Raw genomic sequence first — 21,707 nt, forward strand, 5'->3', positions numbered from 1 at the left:
GTACGCTGCTTATAAAGCTTTTGGCAGCTCACAAATCACCATCTTTGCAGAAATAGAACTTAACCATATCGCCATATTTACTCAAAAGTTTACACAACGAATTAAATATTAGCGGTAATTCTCTTCTTCCAGTAAAGCAGGAAGTATCCTCACTTTTACCTGTGAAACAGCTGAAACGAAAATGGGTGAAATTCATTTCAATATTAAAGATTATACTGAATTGCGGGGGATATAGCTACGATACAAGAGTAAACATCGGTTATACCGATGTTTACTCTTGTTAGCTCATCCATATGGGATAGCCAAGCGCAAGGCATCCGCGGTTTCAGCCCATTAAAGGGTAGCAGTCTCTTAAAATTCGCAATTGGTTCGAATTTGTAAGGGGATATCCAGAGTTTGAATTCTGTCTTGGATTTTCTAGTAACAGGTATTTCAATTAAGGGAAGTGTCATGGTTGATGCAACATCAAATCAGCGTGGTAGTGGGCAGTTGTTGAAGATCTTGAAAACAATGGGCTCATTGCACCCGATAATTCTGTTGGTAAGATCACGGTTAGTGGCAATTATATAGCCTCAGAGACATAAACCTATGAAGTTAAAATAAATGGTGCTGGGGAAGCGACTAAACCCGCATTATAGGAACCGCTTCTCTTGCAGAGAACGTTTCTGTTTTTATCAATGGCGAAGACAGTGCTTTGGCGGTTAATCATCGTTATACAATATTGTCCGCTATCAGCGGCTTAAATAATATAAAATATAACGATCGCGTATTATGGAGCAGTTTCCGTCCGATTTGTATGTTTGCCCTCAATTGACCTATGACGTGCAAAATGCCTATCTAGTATTAAAAGTCGACACTATGCCGATAGCTAATGCTATGTAAACGCCCAATGAGCATCACGTTTGGCCACAGTGATTGGCGCTCCTCGCTAGAAAAAGCTCTCATATTCCAGATCGATGCCCCGGCAGTAAAGGCTGCGTTGTTAGATTTATCAGGCGAGTTAAAGAGTACGCTTCCGGTCGTGCTTATTGGGGAGAGTCGCTTTCTGCGTGAAGTGATTAACAACCGCTTGCGGGAAGCAACAAAAGCAATCTGCAGTGATACAGCATCTGGCGCATTTGGAAATACTGACGCTACTCCTAGCATAGCAGTTTGGTCGCGACGTCAAGAAGTATTTACAGCTGTAGGGTAAGCGTTATCAAATTCCGAAAGCAATTTATCGCTGCTTTTTATTTCGGCTTTGAAACGAGAAATGCTGTAGTGTTCGATTGAGACAGGGTTTGAACGTCCAAGTATCAGATTGGTAAGGCAAACGCCTACAGCCGGACCAATCTGAAATCCGCCGCCACTGCCACCGAATGCGTGATAGAGCCCCAGCGTCGTTTCAGACGCGCCGATTATCGGGAGCATGTCTGGCAAATAGGCCTCTACGCCTGACCATACGCGAATAATTTCTGCTTTGCTTAACGCTGGAATATATTGCCCAATTGCATGCGTTCCGTTGAGGGTTTTCGTGGGCGGAACGAATGTGTGTTTGCCATCGTCATTAGACATGGTGCGCGGGTAGCCTGCAAATATAAAATTACCACGCGAGATTTGTCTGATAATCAGATCGCCGTCGATGCTATAGACGGACGGTTTCAGAACATAGGGGAGGGGTTCTGTAACAAACTGTGGTGGGCCTGCTCGGAACAGTGGCACTGTTTCACCAAAGCTTTCAGCAATTTTATCGGCCCAGCCACCGGCTGCGTTGACGACGACATCAGAGAAGAACTTTCGTCCATCGACGCTGACCACTTTAAAGCCTGTAGAGCTTTTCTGAATCTGCGTAATCGGGCAGTTTTCAATTATCTTACCTCCGCGTTTTTTAAAGGCGCGGGCAATGGCGGGTGTAGCAAGGCGTGGGTTAGCTACGGCGCATGCCGCAGAATAGGATGCAACAAGCGCATCTTTGCTCAGCCAAGGCAGGTTTCTGCGTAAAGCTTCGCCTTCCCAGACTTCAATCGCAAGACCACACTGATGAGAATTGCTGGCATAATGAAAAAGCTTCTCACGGCTTTTCTCGTTGTGAGCAAAATAGATCATTCCATTGCGTTCATACTCGCAGTTTGAGCCGAACTCGTGTTCGAAGTTCTCCCAATATTGCTGCGCTAATAATGATAGTGGATATTGTGTAAGTGCGCGCCCTTGTAAGCGTAAGCCACCAAAGTTAGCGCCGCTCGAGGCCGCGCCGATATAATTGCTTTCAAGCAGAAGGACGTTCTGGCCAGCTTTTGCAAGGAAATAGGCCGTACAGACTCCGAAAAGCCCGCCACCAACGACAATCGTGTCATGTTTGCTATCCATTTGCCTGTTCCTGCTCACACATTTTCATGTCAGACGGACCAACCGGAATCGGGCGAAATGGAGCTTGTGCTCTTAGTCTACCAACTAACTCTGGCGATTTGCCGGAAGTGCAGATAGCGAGCTCCTGCAAAGTCTGATTACAATAGCGGCCTTGGCATCGTCCCATGCCGCAACGTGTAATCGCTTTGATACGATTGACTTCAGTGTGGGCAATGTTGGATTTCACCGCCTGCCTGATCTCACCTACCGTCACTCTTTCGCAACGGCAGACATAAGTGTCGTCTGCCAGTGATGAGGCATTATCGTGAGGCCACTGGAACGCAGTCGTCATAGCACGTTGAAAATTTCGAAGCCGGTTAACTTTTTTCTGTAGAGCCGCTAAGGCGGCTGGCTCGGTCGATTTTTCTCGTTGTTGCAGCATAGACAGCGCGGCCAACCGACCAGAGGCTGCCGCAGCTTCTGCTCCGCCAATTGCCACACAATCGCCTGCCAGCCAAAGATCATCACGCGCCTGGCCATTTTCTGAAGTCATCGGGAACCATTGTCGGAAATGTGGGTCAAACCCGATTTTGGCTCCTGCAAGTTCGGCCAGCTGGGTTTCTGATCTCAGACCAAAACCAAACGCAGCCGCATCACATTCCAGCCGATGCTTCGTGCCATTCCTGTCTGTATAGTTGATGGCTTCAACGTGATCATTGCCTTGAAACTTATTTAGATGAGCGCCATTTATGATGTTGACGCCACATGATTTGAGTTCTCTGATAAAACGCAATCCATCAAGCAAGGTTTTCAAAGAATAGCGCGCCATATGAAACGCAGCTTTGTACTTGGCGCTTTGAGCGGTCGTATCCAGAATCGTAATATCATTAAAACCGAGGCGCATATATTGTGCCGCTGCAAGGTAAAGAAGTGGGGAAGAGCCGGCAAATACGATCTTTTTTCCAATCGAACTACCATGGGTCTTCAGTGCAACCTGCGCACCGCCGAGAGAGTAAATACCCCCGAGCTGCCACCCTTCAACTGCCATAATGCGGTCAGTTGCACCGATAGCAATCAATAATTGCTGATAAGGAATTTCACTCTGATAACGATCAGAGATCGTCGAAACCGTATTGTTGTAGATAGCCCATGCCATGGTGCCAGAGCGATAATCACAGCGGGAAAGAACGGCGTCTTCATCTTGCTGGCGCAGTAAGATTTTTTTGTAAGCATTCCGGCCAAATATCTCTTGGCCATGTTCTTCGATCCGCGGATGCAGTCGACGTGTACCCTGACCGCCGGGGGAATTAGTCTCTTCCAGTATGATCGGATGAATGCCTGCCGCAACAAATGTCTTGGCGGCTTCAAGTCCTGCCGGGCCTGCTCCGATAATGACCGGCGGTAAGTTGAAATCCCTGGATGTCATACCGGAAATCCATGCATTGGCGCACGGCTGAGGAGCTTTTGCCCCTCCTCAACAGTTGCGCGGCAAGCGCGCAAGCGTTCACCATAGTGTGTCCAGACAGAACAGTCCTGACATGCTCCCATTAGGCAAAAGCCGGCTCTCGGTGTTTTATCAAACTCTGAGAATGACAGGCTTTTCTGCTGCCGTAACAAAGCCGCTATCACGGTCTCTCCGTGATAAGCAGGAATGGAGTGGTCATCGAAATAAATAACGAAGTCCGGCTTTTTGCCTGAGCTTATAGGAAGGAATTGACCTCCGTTCATTATGTTCCCCATTATTGTTATGCAATAACTACTATCTTATAATGGTAAGTATAAGTTTTCCCTATTGTCAATCAAAATGCGCTGGGCAATGCGAATATTAGCTCACCGACATGGAGTGGGCAGCTGCAATGACAAGATTGGCAAACTTTGCAGGTACATCTTCCCGCTTGTAACGCGCAAGCGTCACGGCAACACTGACCGCGCCTAAAACGTCGCCATTTGGATGGGTGATCGGGGCTGCGATTGACGCATCAGCGTGATAAATTTCTTCATAAGCTGTAGCAAAACCAGCTGCGCGAGCTTCAGCGATCATGGCCATAATGCGCTCCGGATCGGTCGTTGTGTCTCGCGTAAAGCTACGCAACTCAGAATTGTTGATTATCTCCGTTACTTTCTCACGAGGAAGGCGAGATAATATAGCTCTTCCAGGTGCCGTACAAAATGCCGGGAGCCGAGACCCAATAATAACATCAGTATTGAGTAGATGCCTGCTCAAAAACCGCGTTACGAATACTATCTCAGATCCATCGAGAACCGTCAGATTTACGGTTTCCTCGGTCTGTTTACTCAGATGTTGCAATATAGGCATCGCTCTATCAACAAGCTTTGAGCTTCCGATAAAGTGATATGCCAGATCTAGAGCCTTAATAGAAAGCTCATACTGGCGATTCTGCGGATGTTTATTCAAATAGCCAAGCTGATGTAATGTATGGGCGAACCTTTGTGCTGTGCTAATATCTATATTGGCCTTCTGCGCGATTTGCGACAAGGTCATAGCAGGGTCATAGCGATCAAAAGCACGAAGTATATTAAAAGCCTTCGCCACAGATTGCACCATTAACGGATCTGTCTTTTTTGGGCTGTTTTCCATCGCTTTCAGCCTTTTCCCTTACTCAACAATCATATGTCGATAACTTAAATCACAATTCAGGAATTTATAGAGCAAGTTCTTGCTGCATTAAACCTCCTGTTTGCTGAAAAAATCGGGGAAGTCGCAACTTTTCCTTGACGTCTACCACCTCTCTTGTTTCTATATAATAAATAATATTGCATTACAATAATGGAGGCGCAGTTGAGCAACTTTATTCTCACGGAGACGATAGGATCTGTTCGTCGCATTACCCTGAACCGGCCTGAAAAGCTCAACGCATGGAACAAGCCTATGCGCGACCAGCTTATTGCGGCACTCATCGAGGCTGAACGGGAGAATGACGTTCGTGCAGTGATCCTTACAGGTGCAGGGGATCGCGCATTTGGCGCAGGTCAGGATCTTAGTGAGAGCAAGACGTTTGATGCGTCAAGTGCAGAAGGCTGGATGGGAGAATGGAAGGCGCTCTACTCGCTGTTCCGTGAGTCTTCCAAGCCAATCGTGGCAGCTCTGAATGGCGTTGCAGCCGGCTCTGCGTTCCAGATTGCTCTTCTATGTGATCTGCGCATCGCTCATGCGGGCGTAACAATGGGGCAGCCTGAGATTAACTCAGGCATCCCAACCGTTACCGGCAACTGGATCATGCGTGAGATGATTGGGCTTTCCCGCACCATCGACCTCACACTCACTGGCCGCATGCTTGAGGCTGAAGAAGCCTATTCCTTTGGTCTCATTTCGCGACTGGTTGATCAGGAGAAAGTACAGAGCGAAGCACTTGAAATTGCCAATCTTTTGGCGTCGAAGCCTCCGGTCGCTATGCGCCTCAATCGGAAGCGAATTGCCGAAGTTACTCAACAGGGATTCGATGACGCAATGCATTCTGGCGTTCTTATTCAGACAGATGCCTACGCGACCGGCGAGCCGCAAGCCATGATGGAAAAATTCTTTGCGGAACGTGCTGCTCGTAAGGTGGAGGCGTAACACCTTCACATAAGCGACCCGTTTCGCGGTTTAACATACAGCAGACGTTGCGCTCTGTAGTTCTCCGAACCAAGCCAGTCCAATGGGTAAGCTAACCCGTTGGACAGCTTAAATGGAAAGCGAAGTGCACGTTAAACGATAAGAGGGAACAATATGAAGAAATCAACTTTTGAGGTCAGTCGCCGCGGCATGCTTCTCGGAGGGGCAGCTGCATTGACCTTGCCAATGATCAATCAGAAAGCATGGGCAAAAGACAGTCTGGTGGTGGCAGATCCCGGTGGACCATTCGCAGAAGGCTATCGCGTGGCTTTTTACGATGATTTTACCGCAGAAACCGGGATAGAAATCCAGAGTGTTGCGCGCGATGCTGAACCAACAGCTCAGTTTAAGTCAATCGTGGAAACCGGCTCTTATATCTGGGATGTTTGTACCTCGACGCTTTCTGCTCGCCTCATTCTAGAGCGGGATGGATTGCTTGAACCTCTCGACATTCCTGCGGCAGATGTCGTTGATGTGATGCCTGAGGCCGTGCATTCCAATATGCTTGGCACGGATGTTTATTCAACGGTTCTCGCCTACAATAAGGAAACCTGTCCAAAAGCTCCGACGAGCTGGGCTGATTTCTGGAAAGTCGAGGAATTTCCGGGACGTCGTTCTTTGCGGAAGAACCCGCTCGACACGCTGGAAATTGCCCTTATGGCTGATGGGGTCGCTCCGCAGGATCTTTATCCGCTTGATCTCGACCGTGCGTTCCGCAAGCTTGATGAGATTAAGGATCATATCGACGTTTGGTGGACAGGAGGAGCTCAATCCACTCAGCTGTTGGAAAGTGGTGAAGTGGATATGATTGCGGGTTGGAACGCTCGTTTCCAAGCTGCAATTGATAATGGAACTCCTGCTGAAATCGTTTGGAACCAAGGTCTATACTCAATTGAGGGCTGGGTGGCTCCAAAAGGTAGTCCAAAAGCCGATCTGGCGCGCAAGTTTATCGCCTTCTGTGCCCAGGCCAAACAGCAGGCAAAGTTCACTGAATATCTGGCTTATGGACCGACAAATCTGAAGGCATATGATTTCATTGCACCGGATCGTGCCGCCATCCTCCCAACAGCTCCGCAGAACCTGAGCAAGATGACACTGGCATCTGACCCGTACTGGCTGGAGCACCGCAACGCGGCGACAGAACGCTTCAATGGTTGGCTCCTGCATTAACGCAAGTCCTCGATGGGAGAGCGTTCGCTCTCCCATTTAATCCCTTCCGCACATTGCTCAAACGCTAATTTGGCTTTGGGAGAAATACCAGACTACGGAGTAGTAATGACTGAGGACATCCGCTCTGAGAAGCTTTTGCTCGATGGAATCTCCAAAAATTATGGGGAATTCACAGCGCTGAAACCCACGCAGCTCTCCATTATGGATGGTGAGTTCCTCACCTTGCTTGGACCGTCCGGGTCGGGAAAAACCACACTTCTTCAGATCATCTCGGGACTGGTGGCGCCGACAACTGGCAAGATGTTTTTTGAAGGCGAAGATTGGACGCATCGACCGGTCAATGCGCGCGGTATGGGCATGGTGTTTCAGCACTATGCGCTGTTCCCGCACATGACGGTTTCTGAGAATATCGCATTTCCGCTGAAAATGCGTGGCATGAGCCAGTCTGAGATCAGCAAAAAAGTTACCGAAACGCTTAACAAAGTAGAGCTTGGCGCATTTGGGCATCGGTTCCCACGTGAGCTTTCCGGCGGACAACAGCAACGCGTTGCCTTAGCACGCTGCTTTGTGTATCGCCCGAAAATCATTCTTATGGATGAGCCGCTTGGTGCATTGGATAAATCGCTGCGTGAAAATATGCAGCTTGAGATTCGCAGGTTGCATCAGGAGTTCGGCACCACAGTCATTTATGTAACCCATGATCAGGAAGAAGCGCTGGTCATGTCGGACCGTGTGTGTGTGATGAACCATGCTCAGATCGAGCAGATTGCTCCACCACGCGAGATTTATCTCAACCCGGAAACCGTGTTCACAGCGTCTTTCATTGGCCAGTCCAATATCATTAAGGGAAAACGCATTTCAGCAAGTGCAAAGACTGCTACGATCGAAACCGCTGTTGGCAGTTTTACCGGACAGTTTACAGCGCGTGACAAACAAGCATCAGATCTGGCACTTATTATCCGTCCCGAGCAAATTTTTGTCGGACAGCCCCAATCTACCGAACAAGACTGTTTGGAAGGCATTCTGGACGATACTGTTTATATAGGCTCTGATGTCCGCCTGCTGGTCAGGCTTTCGGATGGCAGCCAGTTCAGTGTGCGCCATGATCCACTGGCAACCAACCTTCCTTCCAAGAATGACACAGTTCGTCTTTACTGGAACCGGTCTGTCGCGAGGATCGTATCATGACGACAGCCTCGGCTAAAAACTGGAAACCTGATCCGATATGGCTGGCGGCTCCGGCTCTGCTTCTTCTTGCCGTTTTCTTTTTGCTCCCCATGTTTCGGCTACTCGGCCTCAGCTTTACAGATGAAGGTCAGGGAAGCATTTCGCTTATCAATTATCAGCGCCTCGGCGACAGCCTGCTCTACTGGCGAATTCTTGGCATAACGCTAGAAATTTCGGCTTTGACGGCACTGTTCTCAGTACTGTTCGGCTATCCAATCGCGATGTGGCTCGCTGGCCTTGAAGATCGCAAGCGCGGCAATATGCTGATGCTTGTCCTGTTACCCTTCTGGACATCCTATCTGGTCAAAACCTTTGCCTGGATGATCCTGCTCGGTAAAAACGGTGTCTTCAATTCAATACTTCTAGGGTCTGGTGCATCGGAGCGTCCTGTCAATCTCATGTATAATGAGTTGGGCGTATTGATCGGCATGGTTCACGCCATGATACCGCTTGCCATTCTTTCCATGCTTCCGGTTATGTCCGGAATTGATGGTCGTCTCACGCTTGCCGCATCAACTATGGGTGCAAGTCGCTCAGATCGCTTCTGGCTTGTCTATTTCCCACTTTCTATGCCCGGCGTGGTGGCTGCCGGTTTGTTGACCTTCATTACGTCGCTCGGCTTCTTTATCGTTCCAGCCTTTTTGGGCGGTCGTCAGCAAACCATGCTTGCGCAGGCGATCATTACCCAGGTTCAGGAAATCGTTAACTGGCCTTTTGCAGCGGTTCTCGCCACGATGCTGGTCGTTGCAGCGCTGATTGTTATTGTCGGTTACAACAAGCTCTTTGGCTTATCGTCCCTTTCGTCAGGAAGCGGTGCGCAAGGCAAAAAAGCGATGTCGTCCAACAGTCTGTTGCGCAAACTGGGATATGGTCTTCTTGCTATCATCGCCCGCGTTTTCCTACCGCTCGATCGTGTATTCACACCAAAGACGAACGGCAGTCCGGTCAGAACCATTTATGTGGTGCTGGTGATCGCGTTTTTGATGTTGCCGGGTCTGATCGTTATTCCACTCAGTTTTACTTCCGGCAGAAACCTGGCCTTTCCCCCTCCCGGATTTTCGCTGCGTTGGTTTGAACAATATTTCAATTCTGCAATCTGGATGAGCGCAACAATGCGTTCGTTCGGGGTTGCCTTTGCCACAGCATTTTTCGCCACAGTTCTTGGAGGGCTGGCTGCGCTCGCACTTTCGCGCAGCTCATCCCGCCTTAACGGTCTGATCTTTGGCTTGATGCTGGCTCCTATGATCGTACCGAGGATTGTAATTGCGGTTGGCCTGTTCTATCTCCTGGCTCAGATTGGCCTGGTGGCCACTGATACAGGACTTGTGATCGGCCACACACTTCTCGCTCTTCCCTACGCATTTATAACCATTGGCTCTGTTCTCAAAAATTACGACTGGCGTCTTAATCAGGCGGCGGAAACGATGGGAGCGGGCAAATTAACCGTGTTGCGCCTGATCACTATTCCTCTGTTACGGGGTGGCCTTTTGTCAGCCGCACTTTTTGCTTTCGTAACATCGCTGGATGAATTGACGATTGCGATCTTCGTATCGGGTGGGCTGAAAACGACCCTTCCAAAGCAGATGTGGGACGACATGTTCCTGCAATTGAATCCGACCTTGGCCGCGGTCTCTGTCATCGTTCTTCTGATCGTGACAGTGATCCTGCTGCTCGCACGTAAACTCGAACGATAATTCAAAGATAAACTCCCATCTTTGATAGCAAATACTAAGGATGCAAGATGCATATCCATGGACTGGTGCGGTCATTTTTAGACCGCGCGCGAAACAGTGCGCACAATACCTACGCGACTTTAAACGGCCAGTTGTGCAATTTCGACGACCTCTATAAGGCGTCCGAAGCGATTGGCCACGGGCTGGCGCAAGCAGAGCTAATCCCCGGCGACCGTGTGGTCGTGATGATGGCTAACAGCCCCTATTCGCTGGCTCTTGTATTTGCGCTTCTGCGTCGTGGCCTTGTCTGGGTGCCGGTTAATCCGGCTCTCGTAGGCAGCGCCCTAGATAATGTGTTCCAAACGACAGAACCAAAACTCGCTTTCTGTGAGCCGGAAATTGCTGATGTTATGCGCGGCAGCGCAAAACTTACCGGCACGGCTATAGAGATCGTCGCGGATACTTCGTTCCCGGAATATACGTCAGACGCACCCGCAGTCGATTTACCGGGTCCCCATGATCTTGCTGCCATCATGTTTACATCAGGCACCACTGGACCAGCAAAAGGTGTCATGGTGACACATATGATGCTGGAACTTGCCTGCCATTCGGTTGCACTTTGTACCGATTTGAAGCCGGGCGATAAGTTTTTTATGTGGGAGCCATTCTATCATATTGGTGGTGCGCAGGTAATTCTACTCCCTCTGTTCCATGACATAACGCTTACCATGGCGGAGCGTTTCAGTGCGTCTCAGTTCTGGAAGCAGGTTAGCGAAACCGGCTGCACTCACATTCACCATCTGGGTGGTATTATTCAGATCCTGTTAAAGCAGCCTGAGAGCCAATTTGACCGGGACCACAATGCCCGCGTCGCCTGGGGCGGCGGCTGTGCGCCTTCTGTTTGGCGCGCGTTCGAGGAGCGCTTCGGTGTTCAGATCCGCGAATGTTACGGCATGACGGAGTGCTCATCTTTGACGACCTTCAATGATGAAAATGTAGTCGGCTCGGTAGGACGGGCACTACCCTATTTTGAGGTCAGGCTGGTTGATCAGAATGGTAAGGTGTTAGAGCGCGGTGAAGGCAAGGGTGAAATTGTAGTTTCTACTACTTTGCCCGGGGCCATCACCGCAGGCTACTATCGCAATGCAGACGCAACCGCCAAAGCATTGAAATATGATGGTTTTTATACGGGTGATCTCGGTTCGTGGGATGAGGGGGGACATCTCTATTTTCATGGCAGAACTGGCGATTCAATTCGCTGCAAGGGTGAAAATGTTTCTGCCTTTGAAGTTGAAAGTGTTGCGAACCGACACCCCGATATCGAAGAATCTGCTCTTGTCGGTGTTAAAGCAGATATTGGAGAATATGACATCCATCTCTTCATCGAGCCGAGACTATCCAGTGCGCCCGATCCGCTAGAGATATGGTCTTGGCTTTCAACGCGATTGGCTCCCCATCAGCGGCCCAAATATATTTCCATTGTGGAGCGTTTCCCAAGAACGCCTAGTCAGAGAATTCAGAAGCATCTGCTGGACGTGGATCCGGAAGACCGATGGGTGGCACCGCAAGAAGTGAGAGGGAAAGCAATATGAGCTGTGATGTTCTGATTACTGGCACTGGCATGTTTGCAGGGCGTATTGCTCTGGACATAGCTGCGACCGCTAAAACACCGGTCCATGTGGTGATCGCTGGCAGAAATAAGATGCGCCTCGACTGGCTGAAAACTGCTGGTAACGCACGCGCAGCAATGTTTTCGACGCCTGTTTGCTTTTCTACCATCGAAGTCAATATGGTTGCAGAAGGTGCCAGCGACCGGCTGCTGGAAGAATGCGATCCGCGTATTGTTGTACAGGCGGCATCTATTCAAACATCGACAGTTATTTCTGACAAGGGCAATCGCTGGACTCAATTTGTTGCTGAAGGCGGATTGAGTGCCACAGCCGTATTTCAGGCACTTATCTCATCGCGTATGGCAGCAGCAATATCACGCCGTGAAAGCCGCCCAGTGCTCATCAATTGCTCATTCCCCGATGTGGTCAATGGCATCATTAAAGCGATGGGATATGACGTGCTATGTGGCACTGGCAATGTCGCAATCTTGTCGAATGTGTTTGAAGGTGCCTATCAGCATGCACCGTCTGATCCATTGCGTGTGGTCGCGCATTATCAGTGTCTCGCAGCATGGCGAAAGCCCCCGGAAGAACGGATTGGGGCGCAAGCGCCTTTGGTATATGTCGGTGAAAACCAACTGGAAAGTGTTTTCGATATATTTAAACATTGCCAACTGACACCCGAACCGGCGATCGAAATTTCCGGTGCCTCTGGTGTGACGCTTATTCTCGCGTTGGCCGCTGGAACGACATGGCGTGGCCACGCACCGGGGCCAGATGGTTTGCCTGGTGGTTATCCGGTGCAGCTCGAAAATAACAAGCTCGTTCTCGATCTTCCGGCAGCCATCACTAAAGAAGACGCGATTGCATGGAGTAGCGAATTTGAGCATAAGAATGGGCTTGTGATAGAGGGCGAAACTGCACGCTACTGCGGCAAACTTAGATCTCTGCTCGAAGACGAAAAATTCCAGTACGCGGAAGGGTTCATCGCTAAAGATTTGGAGCAGGTATGCAAGGATATGATTTCCTTACGTGACCGATTGATGGCCCAGAGGGTTTGACAGCAACTGCTTCTCTACTGACTACCTATGATCGATGCGGGGAATGCAAATTTTCGCGATACGATGCGTCGTTTTGAAAGCCTCAAAGACAGTGGTCTGACCTTCATTGGCATGGGTGTTTCCGGCTGTGAAGAAGGCGCGCGGCATGGTCCTTCGATCAGGGTCGGCGGCGCAGAGGAATCTTACAATCGCGTTCAGTCGGTTTTGAAGTCGATTGCTGCAAAATTTAAAGATGAACCATGCGTCGCGTGGCTTGGTGAAAATGGCGCGGGTCATTTTATGAAGACCATCCATAATGGCTTTGAATATGCCGATATGCCGATGATCACTGAAATTTACGGTGTCTTGCGCGATGGTCTGGGCATGTCGGCTGCTGAAATCGGAGAAGTTTTAGGCAAGTGGAACAAGGGATGCCTGAATTCCTATCGGATAGAAATTACAGAGAAGGTGCTGGCTGCAAGCGATCCGGCCACTGGAAATCCGGTTGTCGATGTCATCCTTGATAAAGCAGGGCAAAAAGGCACCGGAAAGTGGTCTGTTATTGAAGCGCAGAATATGGGCGTTGCAGTAACCAGCATTGAAGCTGCCGTTGCTGCGCGGTGCATTTCCTCGCTCAATGAAGAGCGTATCGCTGCGGAAGATATTCTCGGACTGCCACCGGTTCCAGCTTTGTCAGTTGCCGATGAGGCGGCTTTCATTGATGATCTGGAAAATGCTCTTCTGGCAGCCAAGATTGACGCTTATGCGCAGGGATTTGCGACACTTTCCGCCGCCTCTCGGGAGTTTAACCGGAGCCTGCCAATGCCTACCATCGCCAAGATCTGGCGTGAGGGTTGCATTATTCGATCGCAGTTCCTTGATGAGATTGCGAGTGCATTTAAAGCTGCACCAGATGCGGCCAATCTCATTGTGACACCAGCTTTTCTGCTCTCATTAATGAAACAGATGGGGCATTGCGGCGCATTGTTTCGATTGCTGTACTGGCTGGATTACCAGTGCCAGCGCTCGCGTTTGCACTTGGATATTTTGATAGCTATCGTCGTGCGCGTGGCACAGCCAATGTCATTCAGGCGCAGCGTGATTTCTTTGGCGCCCATGGTTTCGACCGTGTTGACGGCAAGGACATTCACCATGGCCTCTGGAGCGCCAATAATCGAGTTTGAGGGGTAGAAAATTGTCGACAGAATTTTATAGAAAGGGGCGCATGTTCTTGATTGGCAATCAGATGATGGGCTCAGTCTATATGCTCACGTTTGTCATTAATATATCTTACTTTTTATAATGTCGGCTATTCTTTCGGCAATCATGAGCGTGGGCATATTGGTGTTTGCACAAGGGATTGTGGGCATGAGCGACGCATCGCAAACGCGAAGCCGATCAATTCCGTTAACTTTACCGCTCGCATCAGTAATGGAAAGTGGATCATCCGCCATGCCCATGCGGCATGTGCCGGAAGCGTGCCAGGTACCGCCAACATGCTGACGCACGAAACTGGTAAGGTCCCCATCATCTCCTAACAGCGATTTGATACTGACACCCGATGTAATGGCAGTATGAACGAGGGCCGTTCGCAACGGTCCCGCTGCATCCAGCATGGCTGACAGGGTGCCGCGCTGAAATGCGTTCCATGTTCCGGGTGTGGCAATTTTTGCCACGCGTGGCGTGTAGCTGGAGGGGAAAACCGTGTCAGCAAACTCGCGCATATTCGGATCAGAGAGGACTGCGGCACCTTTTCGGACAGCATCCTTTAAGCGCGATAGATCACGCTCATCGCTCAACATACGAAAATCAACATCCGGTTCTGCGTATGCATCGGGAGAAGAAAGCGAAACTGCCCCCCGCGAATAGGATTTATTGACCCAAAAGAACAGGCTGCCGATGCGCTTGCCGACCGAATGCCATCCAGAACGTGCAAGAATTGCTGCATGCATATCACCGGATGGCGTGCCGGGGAGGCCAGATGAGTATCGCCAGATCGCTTGTTCATGGTGTTCAAGTGGATCGTGGTTGCGTGCCAGCGGCGGCAAATATGCAGCGACCGCGATGGAAGGATGTTCCATCAGGTTTTGACCAACACCTGCAAGCGCATGAATGACCGGGATTTCAAGGTTATTAAGGTGCTGACCGTGGCCAATACCGGAACGCATTAGCAAGGCAGGTGAGTGAATTGCGCCTGACGAAACGATGACTTCATGTGCGTCGAGTTTAATATCGTCAGTGTCTTGGTTATTGCTTCTGATAATAGCGCCGGTAGCTCTTTTTCCGTCAAACGTGATCTTTACGGCTGCAAAGCCGGTCATAATTTTCAGATTGGGTCGCTTACGAACCTTGTCAGTTAGATAAGAAACGGACGTGGGAAGTCGTTCACCGCTATCACTAACGGCCATAGCTCCGCGATATGTCCCATCGCGCCATTCGCCATTCTGATCCTCACCAATCGGCCAACCATTTCTGTCTATTGTGTGCATCACCCGATCAACGAATGGCGATATGCTTTTATCGTCGATTCGACGGATTGAAATTGGTCCATCATGCCCATGCAGAGGTCCAGAAAAATCACGATCCGCTTCAATTTTACGAAAATAGGGAAGGCAGTTTTCCCAACTCCACCCCTGTGCGCCGAGCTTCTCCCATTCGTCATAATCCGTAGGTGCACCGCGATTGGCCATTAGCGCATTAATTGCTGAACCGCCGCCGAGAATTTTAGCTTGTTCATAGCGGCGTGGGGGGCGATTATCGTGGTCATTACCAAATGCTCCCATACGGGCTTTAAGTTTAGCCCAGATGTTGTTTGTGTCGAGATAAGCGCGTCCCGGATAACGGCTGCGAATGGCATCGGGCATCTCAGATGCACTGATGTCACGGCCTGCCTCGACAAGTATCACGCGCCGGTTCGGGTCTTCGGACAACCGAGCAGCCAGAACGCAACCCGCAGAACCGCCGCCGAGTATGAGGTGGTCGGCAATCATGCTGCTGCATGCTCCTTAGGCTGCCGACCGCTACTCAAGGCTGCGAGCATGACGACGATAAAGGATACTGCGGTCAGGAGAGAACTGATCGATGCAATGGTCGGATCAATCTCGTCACGAAGTGCTGTGAACATGCGTTTTGTCAGCGTCTGATATTGTCCCCCGGAAATAAACAACGAAACAACAGTTTCGTCGATAGCAGAAATGAAAGCAAACAACAGGCCCGAGATAACGCTTGGTTTAATTTGTGGTAATGTGACAGCAAAGAAGGCTCGAAAGCGGTTCATACCGAGGCTACGGGCCACCATTTCTTGTGTGGGATCGAATTTGCGCAAGCCCACCAAAACTGACGTGACTACATAAGGAAGGCCGAGCATCACATTGGCAAGGATGAGGCCTGAAAGTGTTGCTAGTAATCCGACCTTTGCAAAGACAAAGAACACGCCCACGGCAGTGATGACGATGGGCACAACCAGTGGCAGAAGCAAAACCACCTGCATACTGCGGACAAGCCTGGAGGATGTCAGGTTGAGCGCGTAGGCGGCAGCAGTGCCGATGATCGTGGAAAGAATTGCACTTGCTATCGCAACGATCAGACTAACTTTTGTTGCCTGCATCCATGCGCTGCTGGCGAGATACGCTTCATACCAGCGAAACGACCAGCTTGGCGGCGGAAAGGTTAAAAATCGCGTTCCTGAAAAAGACATGGGAACAATTATCAGGATCGGGATGATGAGCCAGACCAGAATAAGCGAAACGACTGTGATAAGGATTGCGCGGGAAATTGACATGATCTTACTTCGTCCCCATAATCCGTTCAAACGGGATGACCATGCTGGTTAACCGGAAGATCAGGAACACACAGATCAATAGCACAACGCTGATTGACGACGCAGCGCCCCATTCATGGTAAACTTCGATATTGCGGGAAACGAGCATGGAAACCATATAGGTTCGCCCGCCGCCAAGCAGCTCCGGTGTGATGTAGAAGCCGAGTGTAAGCACAAACACCAGCACCATACCCGCAATCATTCCCGGTAGGGATAAAGGCAGAAAAACTCGCGTGAAGACATAAAACGGCGTGCCGCCAAGGCTTGATCCGGCCATCGAAAGTTCACGCGGTATTTTCTGCATTGTTGCGTAAAGTGGCAAGACCATAAACGGTAGCAGAATATGGATTGTTGCTACGACAGTTCCAAATTCATTGTTTACGAGAAGCAGCGGTGCATCGATTAGGCCAAGCGACTTTAGTGCCGAGTTGACCAGACCTGTTCGTTGCAAAAGGATAAGCCATGCATAAGCACGCACGAGCACGCTGGTCCAGAACGGTAAAATGACCATCGCGAGAATAACGATGCTCCATTTGTGCGGGACGGTTGCAGCGAGATAAGCAATCGGATAGCCAAGCAAAAGGGCCGCTATTGTGACGATAAATGCAATCTTGAAGGTTTGCAGAAATGTCATCCAATAGACGTTTTCGGTCAGAAAACGCTGATAGTGAACGGCGGTGAAACCACCGTCTTGCCAGATGGATTGCCATGCAAGCCAGCCAAGTGGCACAATCAGAAGAGCAGTGACGACTGCCAATGCGGGCGCCAGAAGAAACAGCATCAGCCGCATTTCTTTGCGTCGATAGAGTTCACTTGGATTTAAGGCCAGACTGCTCATCAATATCACCGTGAAATGCTGAATCGCTCAACTGCGAAAAGCGCGCACACCATAACGGCATGCGCGTTTACTGATGTTACTTCTGAATAAATTCGGCCCAGCGCTTCTGAGCGTCTTCACCCGCTGGCGAACTCCACCATTCATCTGAAATGAGAACCTGTTTGGCTGCGTTATCCGGTGAGCTTGGCATCTCGGTCGCGCGTTCAGGCGAGATCTTACCTGTCTTATAGGCAGCAGGGTTTGCCGGGCCATAATCGATGTAAGCGGGGAAGTTCGCCTGAACCTCTGGGTCTAAGGCTGCATTAATGAACTTCACGCCAGTTTCGAGATTGGGCGCGCCTTTTAGAATGCAAAGCGACGTATATTGCAGGAAGCCCTGATTGAAGGTGTAGCCAATCGGCAGACCTTCTTTCACTACGGCTGAAACACGACCGTTCCATGCCATTGTCATATCGACTTCGCCATCGGCAAGAAGCTGTGCCGATTGTGCACCGGATGTCCACCAGACGGTGACGAACGGTTTGATTTCCTCAAGCTTTTTAAAAGCGCGATCGACATCAAGCGGGTAAAGCTTATCCATTGGAACGCCATCCGCAATCAGAGCGGCTTCAAGTGTTGCCAGCGGATGATTGCGCAAGGCGCGGGTTCCGGGGAATTTTTTCACGTCCCAGAAGTCAACCCATGTCTTTGGTGCATTATCGCCAAACTTATCTTTGTTATATGCGAGCACACTCGAGTAAAATTCATAAGCGACCGAATAAGGGGACTTATATTCTGCTGGCATGTCTTTGACATTCGGCAGCTTGGAGAAATCGAGCTTTTCGATCATGCCTTGCTCGCCGCCGCGAATGCAGTCTTTTGCTGGCGTATCAATAACATCCCAAACCGGCTTTCCGGTCTCAGTCTGCGTTTTGATCACAGGCCATGCATCTGGCGAACTATCTTGATTGATCGTGATGCCGAGCTTTTCCGCAACTGGATCCAGAATGGCTTTGGTCTGTGCTTCCTGATAAGCGCCGCCCTGTGAAACGAAGGTGATCTGTTCAGCAGATGCTTGACTGATACCTGTGGCAAACGCCGCTGAGGACAGGAGGAATGCGAGAGTTCGTATGCGCATGTTCGTTCTCCTCTATGTGGACTTTCCGGGTCCATTCTTGTCTACCGGCTTGATTAAAACAGCTGCTCCGGCGCACAGCTTCGATCTCCCTCAACGACCGATGGCGTCGAGAAACTGATACCAGCCTGCAACAACACGAACGGCTGGTGCGCGCAGACCATAAAAAGGTATTTGTTTGAGCGGGAGTTGCGTGAGCAGACCTAGATCAACTCGGTTGCCAGTGACAAGTTCAGCCACATGCTTGCCAATATATGACGACATAGCGACACCTGTTCCGTTATAACCGACCGCGTAAACAATCCTGTCATCGAGACGTCCGACATGGGGAAGACTATCGAGTGTCATAGCAACAAGGCCTGACCAGCGATGCGTGACCTGAACGGATTGAAGTTCAGGAAACTGTTTCACCATCGCTTTCTGCAAGGCCGTAAATGCTGCTTCGGAATCCGATTTTCCAAACGCGCCGCGGCCGCCATAAATAAGCCGATCGCCAGACTTGCGGAACCAGCGCATCATGCGCCGGGTTTCGGTATAGCTTCGCCCGTTTTTAAGAAGGCTTTCACCCGCTGTGCCAGTGAGTGGTTGCGTTGCGATCATTGCCGAGCGGAATGGGATGATTGCCTTTCGTACAGGTGCGGTAGCTTTGGTCAGGTCAGAATAAGAGTTGGTTGCGATAACAACCGTCTGTGCACGAATGGCAGCGTTTTGTGTTTCGACAATGACACCGTTTGTTTCCCGTTTGATGCCTGTCACAGATGTATTTTCGCAGATTGTGATACCTTCAGCCTGCACGCCGTGTGCTAATCCTAAGACAAAATTGAGCGGATGAATAATGCCGCCGTGGGTGTTGAGCATGCCGCCGACGAAATCATTCGTACCCGTCTCTTCTGCTAGTTGTGTAGCAGATTGTATCGAACAAGCCGTGTCGCCGAGTGCTTCATTTAGCCATGTGCATTCCGCTTTGATTGCATCAAGCGAGACCTGATTATGCGCGCACCGGAGAGAGCCTGTGGCGTGATAATTTGCATCTTTGATAGCGTAATTGCGGACCAGTTCGCCGACATGTTCTACGGCTTCAATGCTGATGTCGTGCATACGCCGTGCGACATCAATGCCGAAGCGGCTGGCAATATCACGATATGCCAGCCGGAATTTAGCAGAGACGACCCCACCATTGCGCCCACTTGCGCCCCATCCGATACGGCTTGATTCCAGCACGATCGCTGACAGGCCTTTGCGTGCTAGATATCGCGCTGTTGACAGGCCGGTATAGCCACCTCCGATGATTGCGACATCATATTGGCTTCCGCCTGCAATCGCTGAAAATTGCGGGCGTTCAACGGCTGTTGCCTGCCATAGGGATTTGATGTCATTGAAGGGAGGGCGTGTCGTCATGGCGGGGTGACGCTCCGATCTATGCTGCGTTTGCGACTGACGCTGAAAGGAGCTCAGCGTCAATTGCGTCGGCAAGCTGCTTCAGTGTCGAAAAGTGGAAGTCAGGCTTTGTTACGCTCTTGGGTGTCGGCGTGCCACCAAAGCCATTTTGTCCCTGACGACGTTCGATCCAGCATGTTGTGTAGCCTAGCTCTTTGGCAATACCGATATCGTGGTATTGGCTCTGAGCTACATGCAGGATTTCAGACGGTTTGAAGCCGAAGGCAGACTGACGACCTTTGTTGTAAGCAAAGAAATTTGGATTTGGCTTTGCATATCCAGTTTCATCGCAGGTCACACTGTCATGGAACGGATTTTCGAGTGTTTCCGAATAAGCCGAGAACGTTGTACGGTCGGCGTTGGTCATGGCGACGAGGCGGAAGTTTTTACGCAAACGCTTGAGTGCTTCAATGGAATCGTCAAAAGCGGGATGATGCAGAATGGCGAACTGAAACAAGTCTGCCGAAGCTTGATCGTTGTTGATGCCGAGTTCTGTTGCCATATGAAGGTATACATCCTTCATTGCCGACGACGAGCGACCGTAAAACTTATCGCGCCCACGAATATAAGGGCCGAATATTTCATCGTCGGTCAGCTTGGCAGCCTTTTCGCCGCCAACTTTGCGGGTTGCGTTCAGAACGCCGCTTTCAAAGTCGATCAAAGTGCCCACGACGTCAAAGGTCATCACTTTAAAATCTGTGATCTTCATTGCTGTTTTCCTCGTAATACTGATGCTTGATCGTTAGTTGGCTTGCGGCACAATCACCGTATCTTCCGGGTGAAGTGCAATTTCGATTTCTTCGCCGGGAGCGCGCAACTGTGCACGGCCTGCATGATTGGTTGGCAGGCGGAAACTTAGTTTTTCACCAGACGGCAACTGCATGAAAACGCGGATGCTTTCGCCTTGATAAAGCGCATCAATGACCATTCCGCGCAGACGATTTACATGATCGCTTCCGGGATTATCGTTGACAGTTAGTTTTTCGGAATGGAGGGCGAGATAGAGTTTTTCGCCTTGCGGTATTGGGTAGGCTGAACGGAGCGTTGTGCCTGCGAGGCTGACACTATTGTCGCCATTTCTCATGACGGGCAGAAGCGTGGCTTCACCGATGAAGCTTGCGACGAAAGAGTTTATTGGTCGGTCGTGCAGCATTTCCGGCATGTCGATCTGCTCGATCTTGCCTTTATTCATGATCGCAACACGATCACTCATGGTGAGAGCTTCCCGCTGGTCATGCGTTACATAAACTATCGTCGCACCGAGTTTGCGATGCAGTTGTTTGAGTTCAATTTGCATGTTCTCACGAAGTTGCTTATCGAGCGCTGAAAGCGGCTCATCCATCAGGATAAGGCGTGGCTCGAAGATCATTGCACGGGCAAGCGCAACACGTTGCCTTTGGCCACCTGACAATTCGTCAATCTTGCGGCCTTCAAGTCCTGTTAGTTCTACCATCGCCAACGCATCGCGCAGTTTTTCTGGCCAGTCCGATTTTGGCATCCGGCGCGCGCGCAATGGAAATGTGATATTGTCGGCAACGTTCATGTGTGGAAACAGGGCATAGTTCTGAAAGACAATGCCAATGTCGCGTTTGTGCGGTGGCTCCAATGTAATATCGCGGTTACCCAACCATATGGAACCAGACGTCGGCTGAACGAATCCGCCAAGAATGCCAAGAAATGTTGTTTTACCGGAACCAGATGGTCCCAGAATTGAGACGAATTCACCGGGCGCTACATCAAGACTGACTGAATCAAGTGCACAGAAAGCTCCATAGGTTTTTGTCGCTGAACGGATGGACACTCCAACACTTGACGATTTTTTAGTTTCAGTCATTTG

18 protein-coding genes and 1 pseudogene are annotated in these 21,707 nt (G+C 50.1%); 8 read left to right on the plus strand and 11 right to left on the minus strand.

Annotation, left to right across the window (positions count from 1 at the left end):
• Nucleotides 1–889 precede the first annotated feature (889 nt).
• Nucleotides 890–1,192, plus strand: a complete 303-nt coding sequence (locus H5024_RS18690; protein WP_187548735.1) for a hypothetical protein — start codon at nt 890–892, stop codon at nt 1,190–1,192.
• Here H5024_RS18690 and H5024_RS18695 read toward each other — a convergent pair.
• The 4 genes from H5024_RS18695 to H5024_RS18710 form a co-directional block, all read right to left on the minus strand.
• Nucleotides 1,165–2,346, minus strand: a complete 1,182-nt coding sequence (locus tag H5024_RS18695; RefSeq protein ID WP_187548736.1) for an FAD-binding oxidoreductase — start codon at nt 2,344–2,346, stop codon at nt 1,165–1,167. The genes H5024_RS18690 and H5024_RS18695 overlap by 28 nt on opposite strands.
• Nucleotides 2,339–3,751, minus strand: coding sequence for an NAD(P)/FAD-dependent oxidoreductase (locus H5024_RS18700; RefSeq protein ID WP_187548737.1), 1,413 nt, complete (start codon nt 3,749–3,751; stop codon nt 2,339–2,341). Before H5024_RS18700 ends, H5024_RS18695 begins: the two co-directional genes overlap by 8 nt.
• Nucleotides 3,748–4,065 (minus strand): (2Fe-2S)-binding protein, encoded by a 318-nt coding sequence (locus H5024_RS18705; protein ID WP_348770721.1) that lies wholly within the window; start codon nt 4,063–4,065, stop codon nt 3,748–3,750. Before H5024_RS18705 ends, H5024_RS18700 begins: the two co-directional genes overlap by 4 nt.
• Nucleotides 4,066–4,150: 85 nt before the next feature.
• Complete coding sequence (locus H5024_RS18710) at nt 4,151–4,924, minus strand: IclR family transcriptional regulator (RefSeq protein ID WP_247875387.1); 774 nt, start codon at nt 4,922–4,924, stop codon at nt 4,151–4,153.
• A gap of 201 nt (nt 4,925–5,125) precedes the next feature.
• Here H5024_RS18710 and H5024_RS18715 point away from each other — a divergent pair, with 201 nt between their 5' ends.
• The 7 genes and pseudogenes from H5024_RS18715 to gndA form a co-directional block, all read left to right on the plus strand.
• A complete protein-coding gene (locus H5024_RS18715; protein ID WP_187548739.1) occupies nt 5,126–5,902 on the plus strand; it encodes an enoyl-CoA hydratase/isomerase family protein in 777 nt (258 codons plus the stop codon).
• Between the two features lie 153 nt (nt 5,903–6,055).
• Nucleotides 6,056–7,111 carry an ABC transporter substrate-binding protein gene (locus H5024_RS18720; RefSeq protein ID WP_187548740.1) on the plus strand — a complete coding sequence of 352 codons (1,056 nt, stop codon included), beginning with the start codon at nt 6,056–6,058 and terminating at the stop codon, nt 7,109–7,111.
• Between the two features lie 105 nt (nt 7,112–7,216).
• Nucleotides 7,217–8,299, plus strand: a complete 1,083-nt coding sequence (locus H5024_RS18725) for an ABC transporter ATP-binding protein (protein ID WP_187548741.1) — start codon at nt 7,217–7,219, stop codon at nt 8,297–8,299.
• Nucleotides 8,296–10,032 carry an ABC transporter permease subunit gene (locus H5024_RS18730; RefSeq protein ID WP_187548742.1) on the plus strand — a complete coding sequence of 579 codons (1,737 nt, stop codon included), beginning with the start codon at nt 8,296–8,298 and terminating at the stop codon, nt 10,030–10,032. Before H5024_RS18725 ends, H5024_RS18730 begins: the two co-directional genes overlap by 4 nt.
• A 47-nt stretch (nt 10,033–10,079) precedes the next feature.
• Nucleotides 10,080–11,603, plus strand: a complete 1,524-nt coding sequence (locus tag H5024_RS18735) for an AMP-binding protein (protein ID WP_187548743.1) — start codon at nt 10,080–10,082, stop codon at nt 11,601–11,603.
• Nucleotides 11,600–12,682, plus strand: a complete 1,083-nt coding sequence (locus H5024_RS18740; RefSeq protein WP_187548744.1) for a hypothetical protein — start codon at nt 11,600–11,602, stop codon at nt 12,680–12,682. The genes H5024_RS18735 and H5024_RS18740 overlap by 4 nt, the downstream gene beginning before the upstream one ends.
• 27 nt (nt 12,683–12,709) lie before the next feature.
• Nucleotides 12,710–13,845: pseudogene (gndA, locus tag H5024_RS18745) on the plus strand (NADP-dependent phosphogluconate dehydrogenase); the annotation flags it as partial.
• Between the two features lie 96 nt (nt 13,846–13,941).
• Here gndA and H5024_RS18750 read toward each other — a convergent pair.
• From H5024_RS18750 to H5024_RS18780, 7 genes are all read right to left on the minus strand, one after another.
• Nucleotides 13,942–15,651, minus strand: coding sequence for a GMC family oxidoreductase N-terminal domain-containing protein (locus H5024_RS18750; RefSeq protein WP_187548745.1), 1,710 nt, complete (start codon nt 15,649–15,651; stop codon nt 13,942–13,944).
• On the minus strand, nt 15,648–16,442 hold the full coding sequence (locus H5024_RS18755; protein WP_187548746.1) for an ABC transporter permease: 795 nt from the start codon (nt 16,440–16,442) through the stop codon (nt 15,648–15,650). The genes H5024_RS18750 and H5024_RS18755 overlap by 4 nt, the downstream gene beginning before the upstream one ends.
• A gap of 4 nt (nt 16,443–16,446) precedes the next feature.
• Nucleotides 16,447–17,319 (minus strand): ABC transporter permease, encoded by an 873-nt coding sequence (locus H5024_RS18760; protein ID WP_187548747.1) that lies wholly within the window; start codon nt 17,317–17,319, stop codon nt 16,447–16,449.
• Nucleotides 17,320–17,395: 76 nt separating this feature from the next.
• Nucleotides 17,396–18,436, minus strand: a complete 1,041-nt coding sequence (locus H5024_RS18765; protein ID WP_187548748.1) for an ABC transporter substrate-binding protein — start codon at nt 18,434–18,436, stop codon at nt 17,396–17,398.
• 90 nt (nt 18,437–18,526) lie between these two features.
• On the minus strand, nt 18,527–19,831 hold the full coding sequence (locus H5024_RS18770) for an FAD-binding oxidoreductase (protein WP_187548749.1): 1,305 nt from the start codon (nt 19,829–19,831) through the stop codon (nt 18,527–18,529).
• A 19-nt stretch (nt 19,832–19,850) separates the two neighbouring features.
• Nucleotides 19,851–20,579 (minus strand): HAD-IA family hydrolase, encoded by a 729-nt coding sequence (locus tag H5024_RS18775; RefSeq protein ID WP_187548750.1) that lies wholly within the window; start codon nt 20,577–20,579, stop codon nt 19,851–19,853.
• Nucleotides 20,580–20,612: 33 nt separating this feature from the next.
• Nucleotides 20,613–21,704, minus strand: coding sequence for an ABC transporter ATP-binding protein (locus tag H5024_RS18780; RefSeq protein WP_187548751.1), 1,092 nt, complete (start codon nt 21,702–21,704; stop codon nt 20,613–20,615).
• Nucleotides 21,705–21,707 lie beyond the last annotated feature (3 nt).

The organism is Ochrobactrum sp. Marseille-Q0166, from assembly GCF_014397025.1.
Lineage (GTDB): Bacteria > Pseudomonadota > Alphaproteobacteria > Rhizobiales > Rhizobiaceae > Brucella.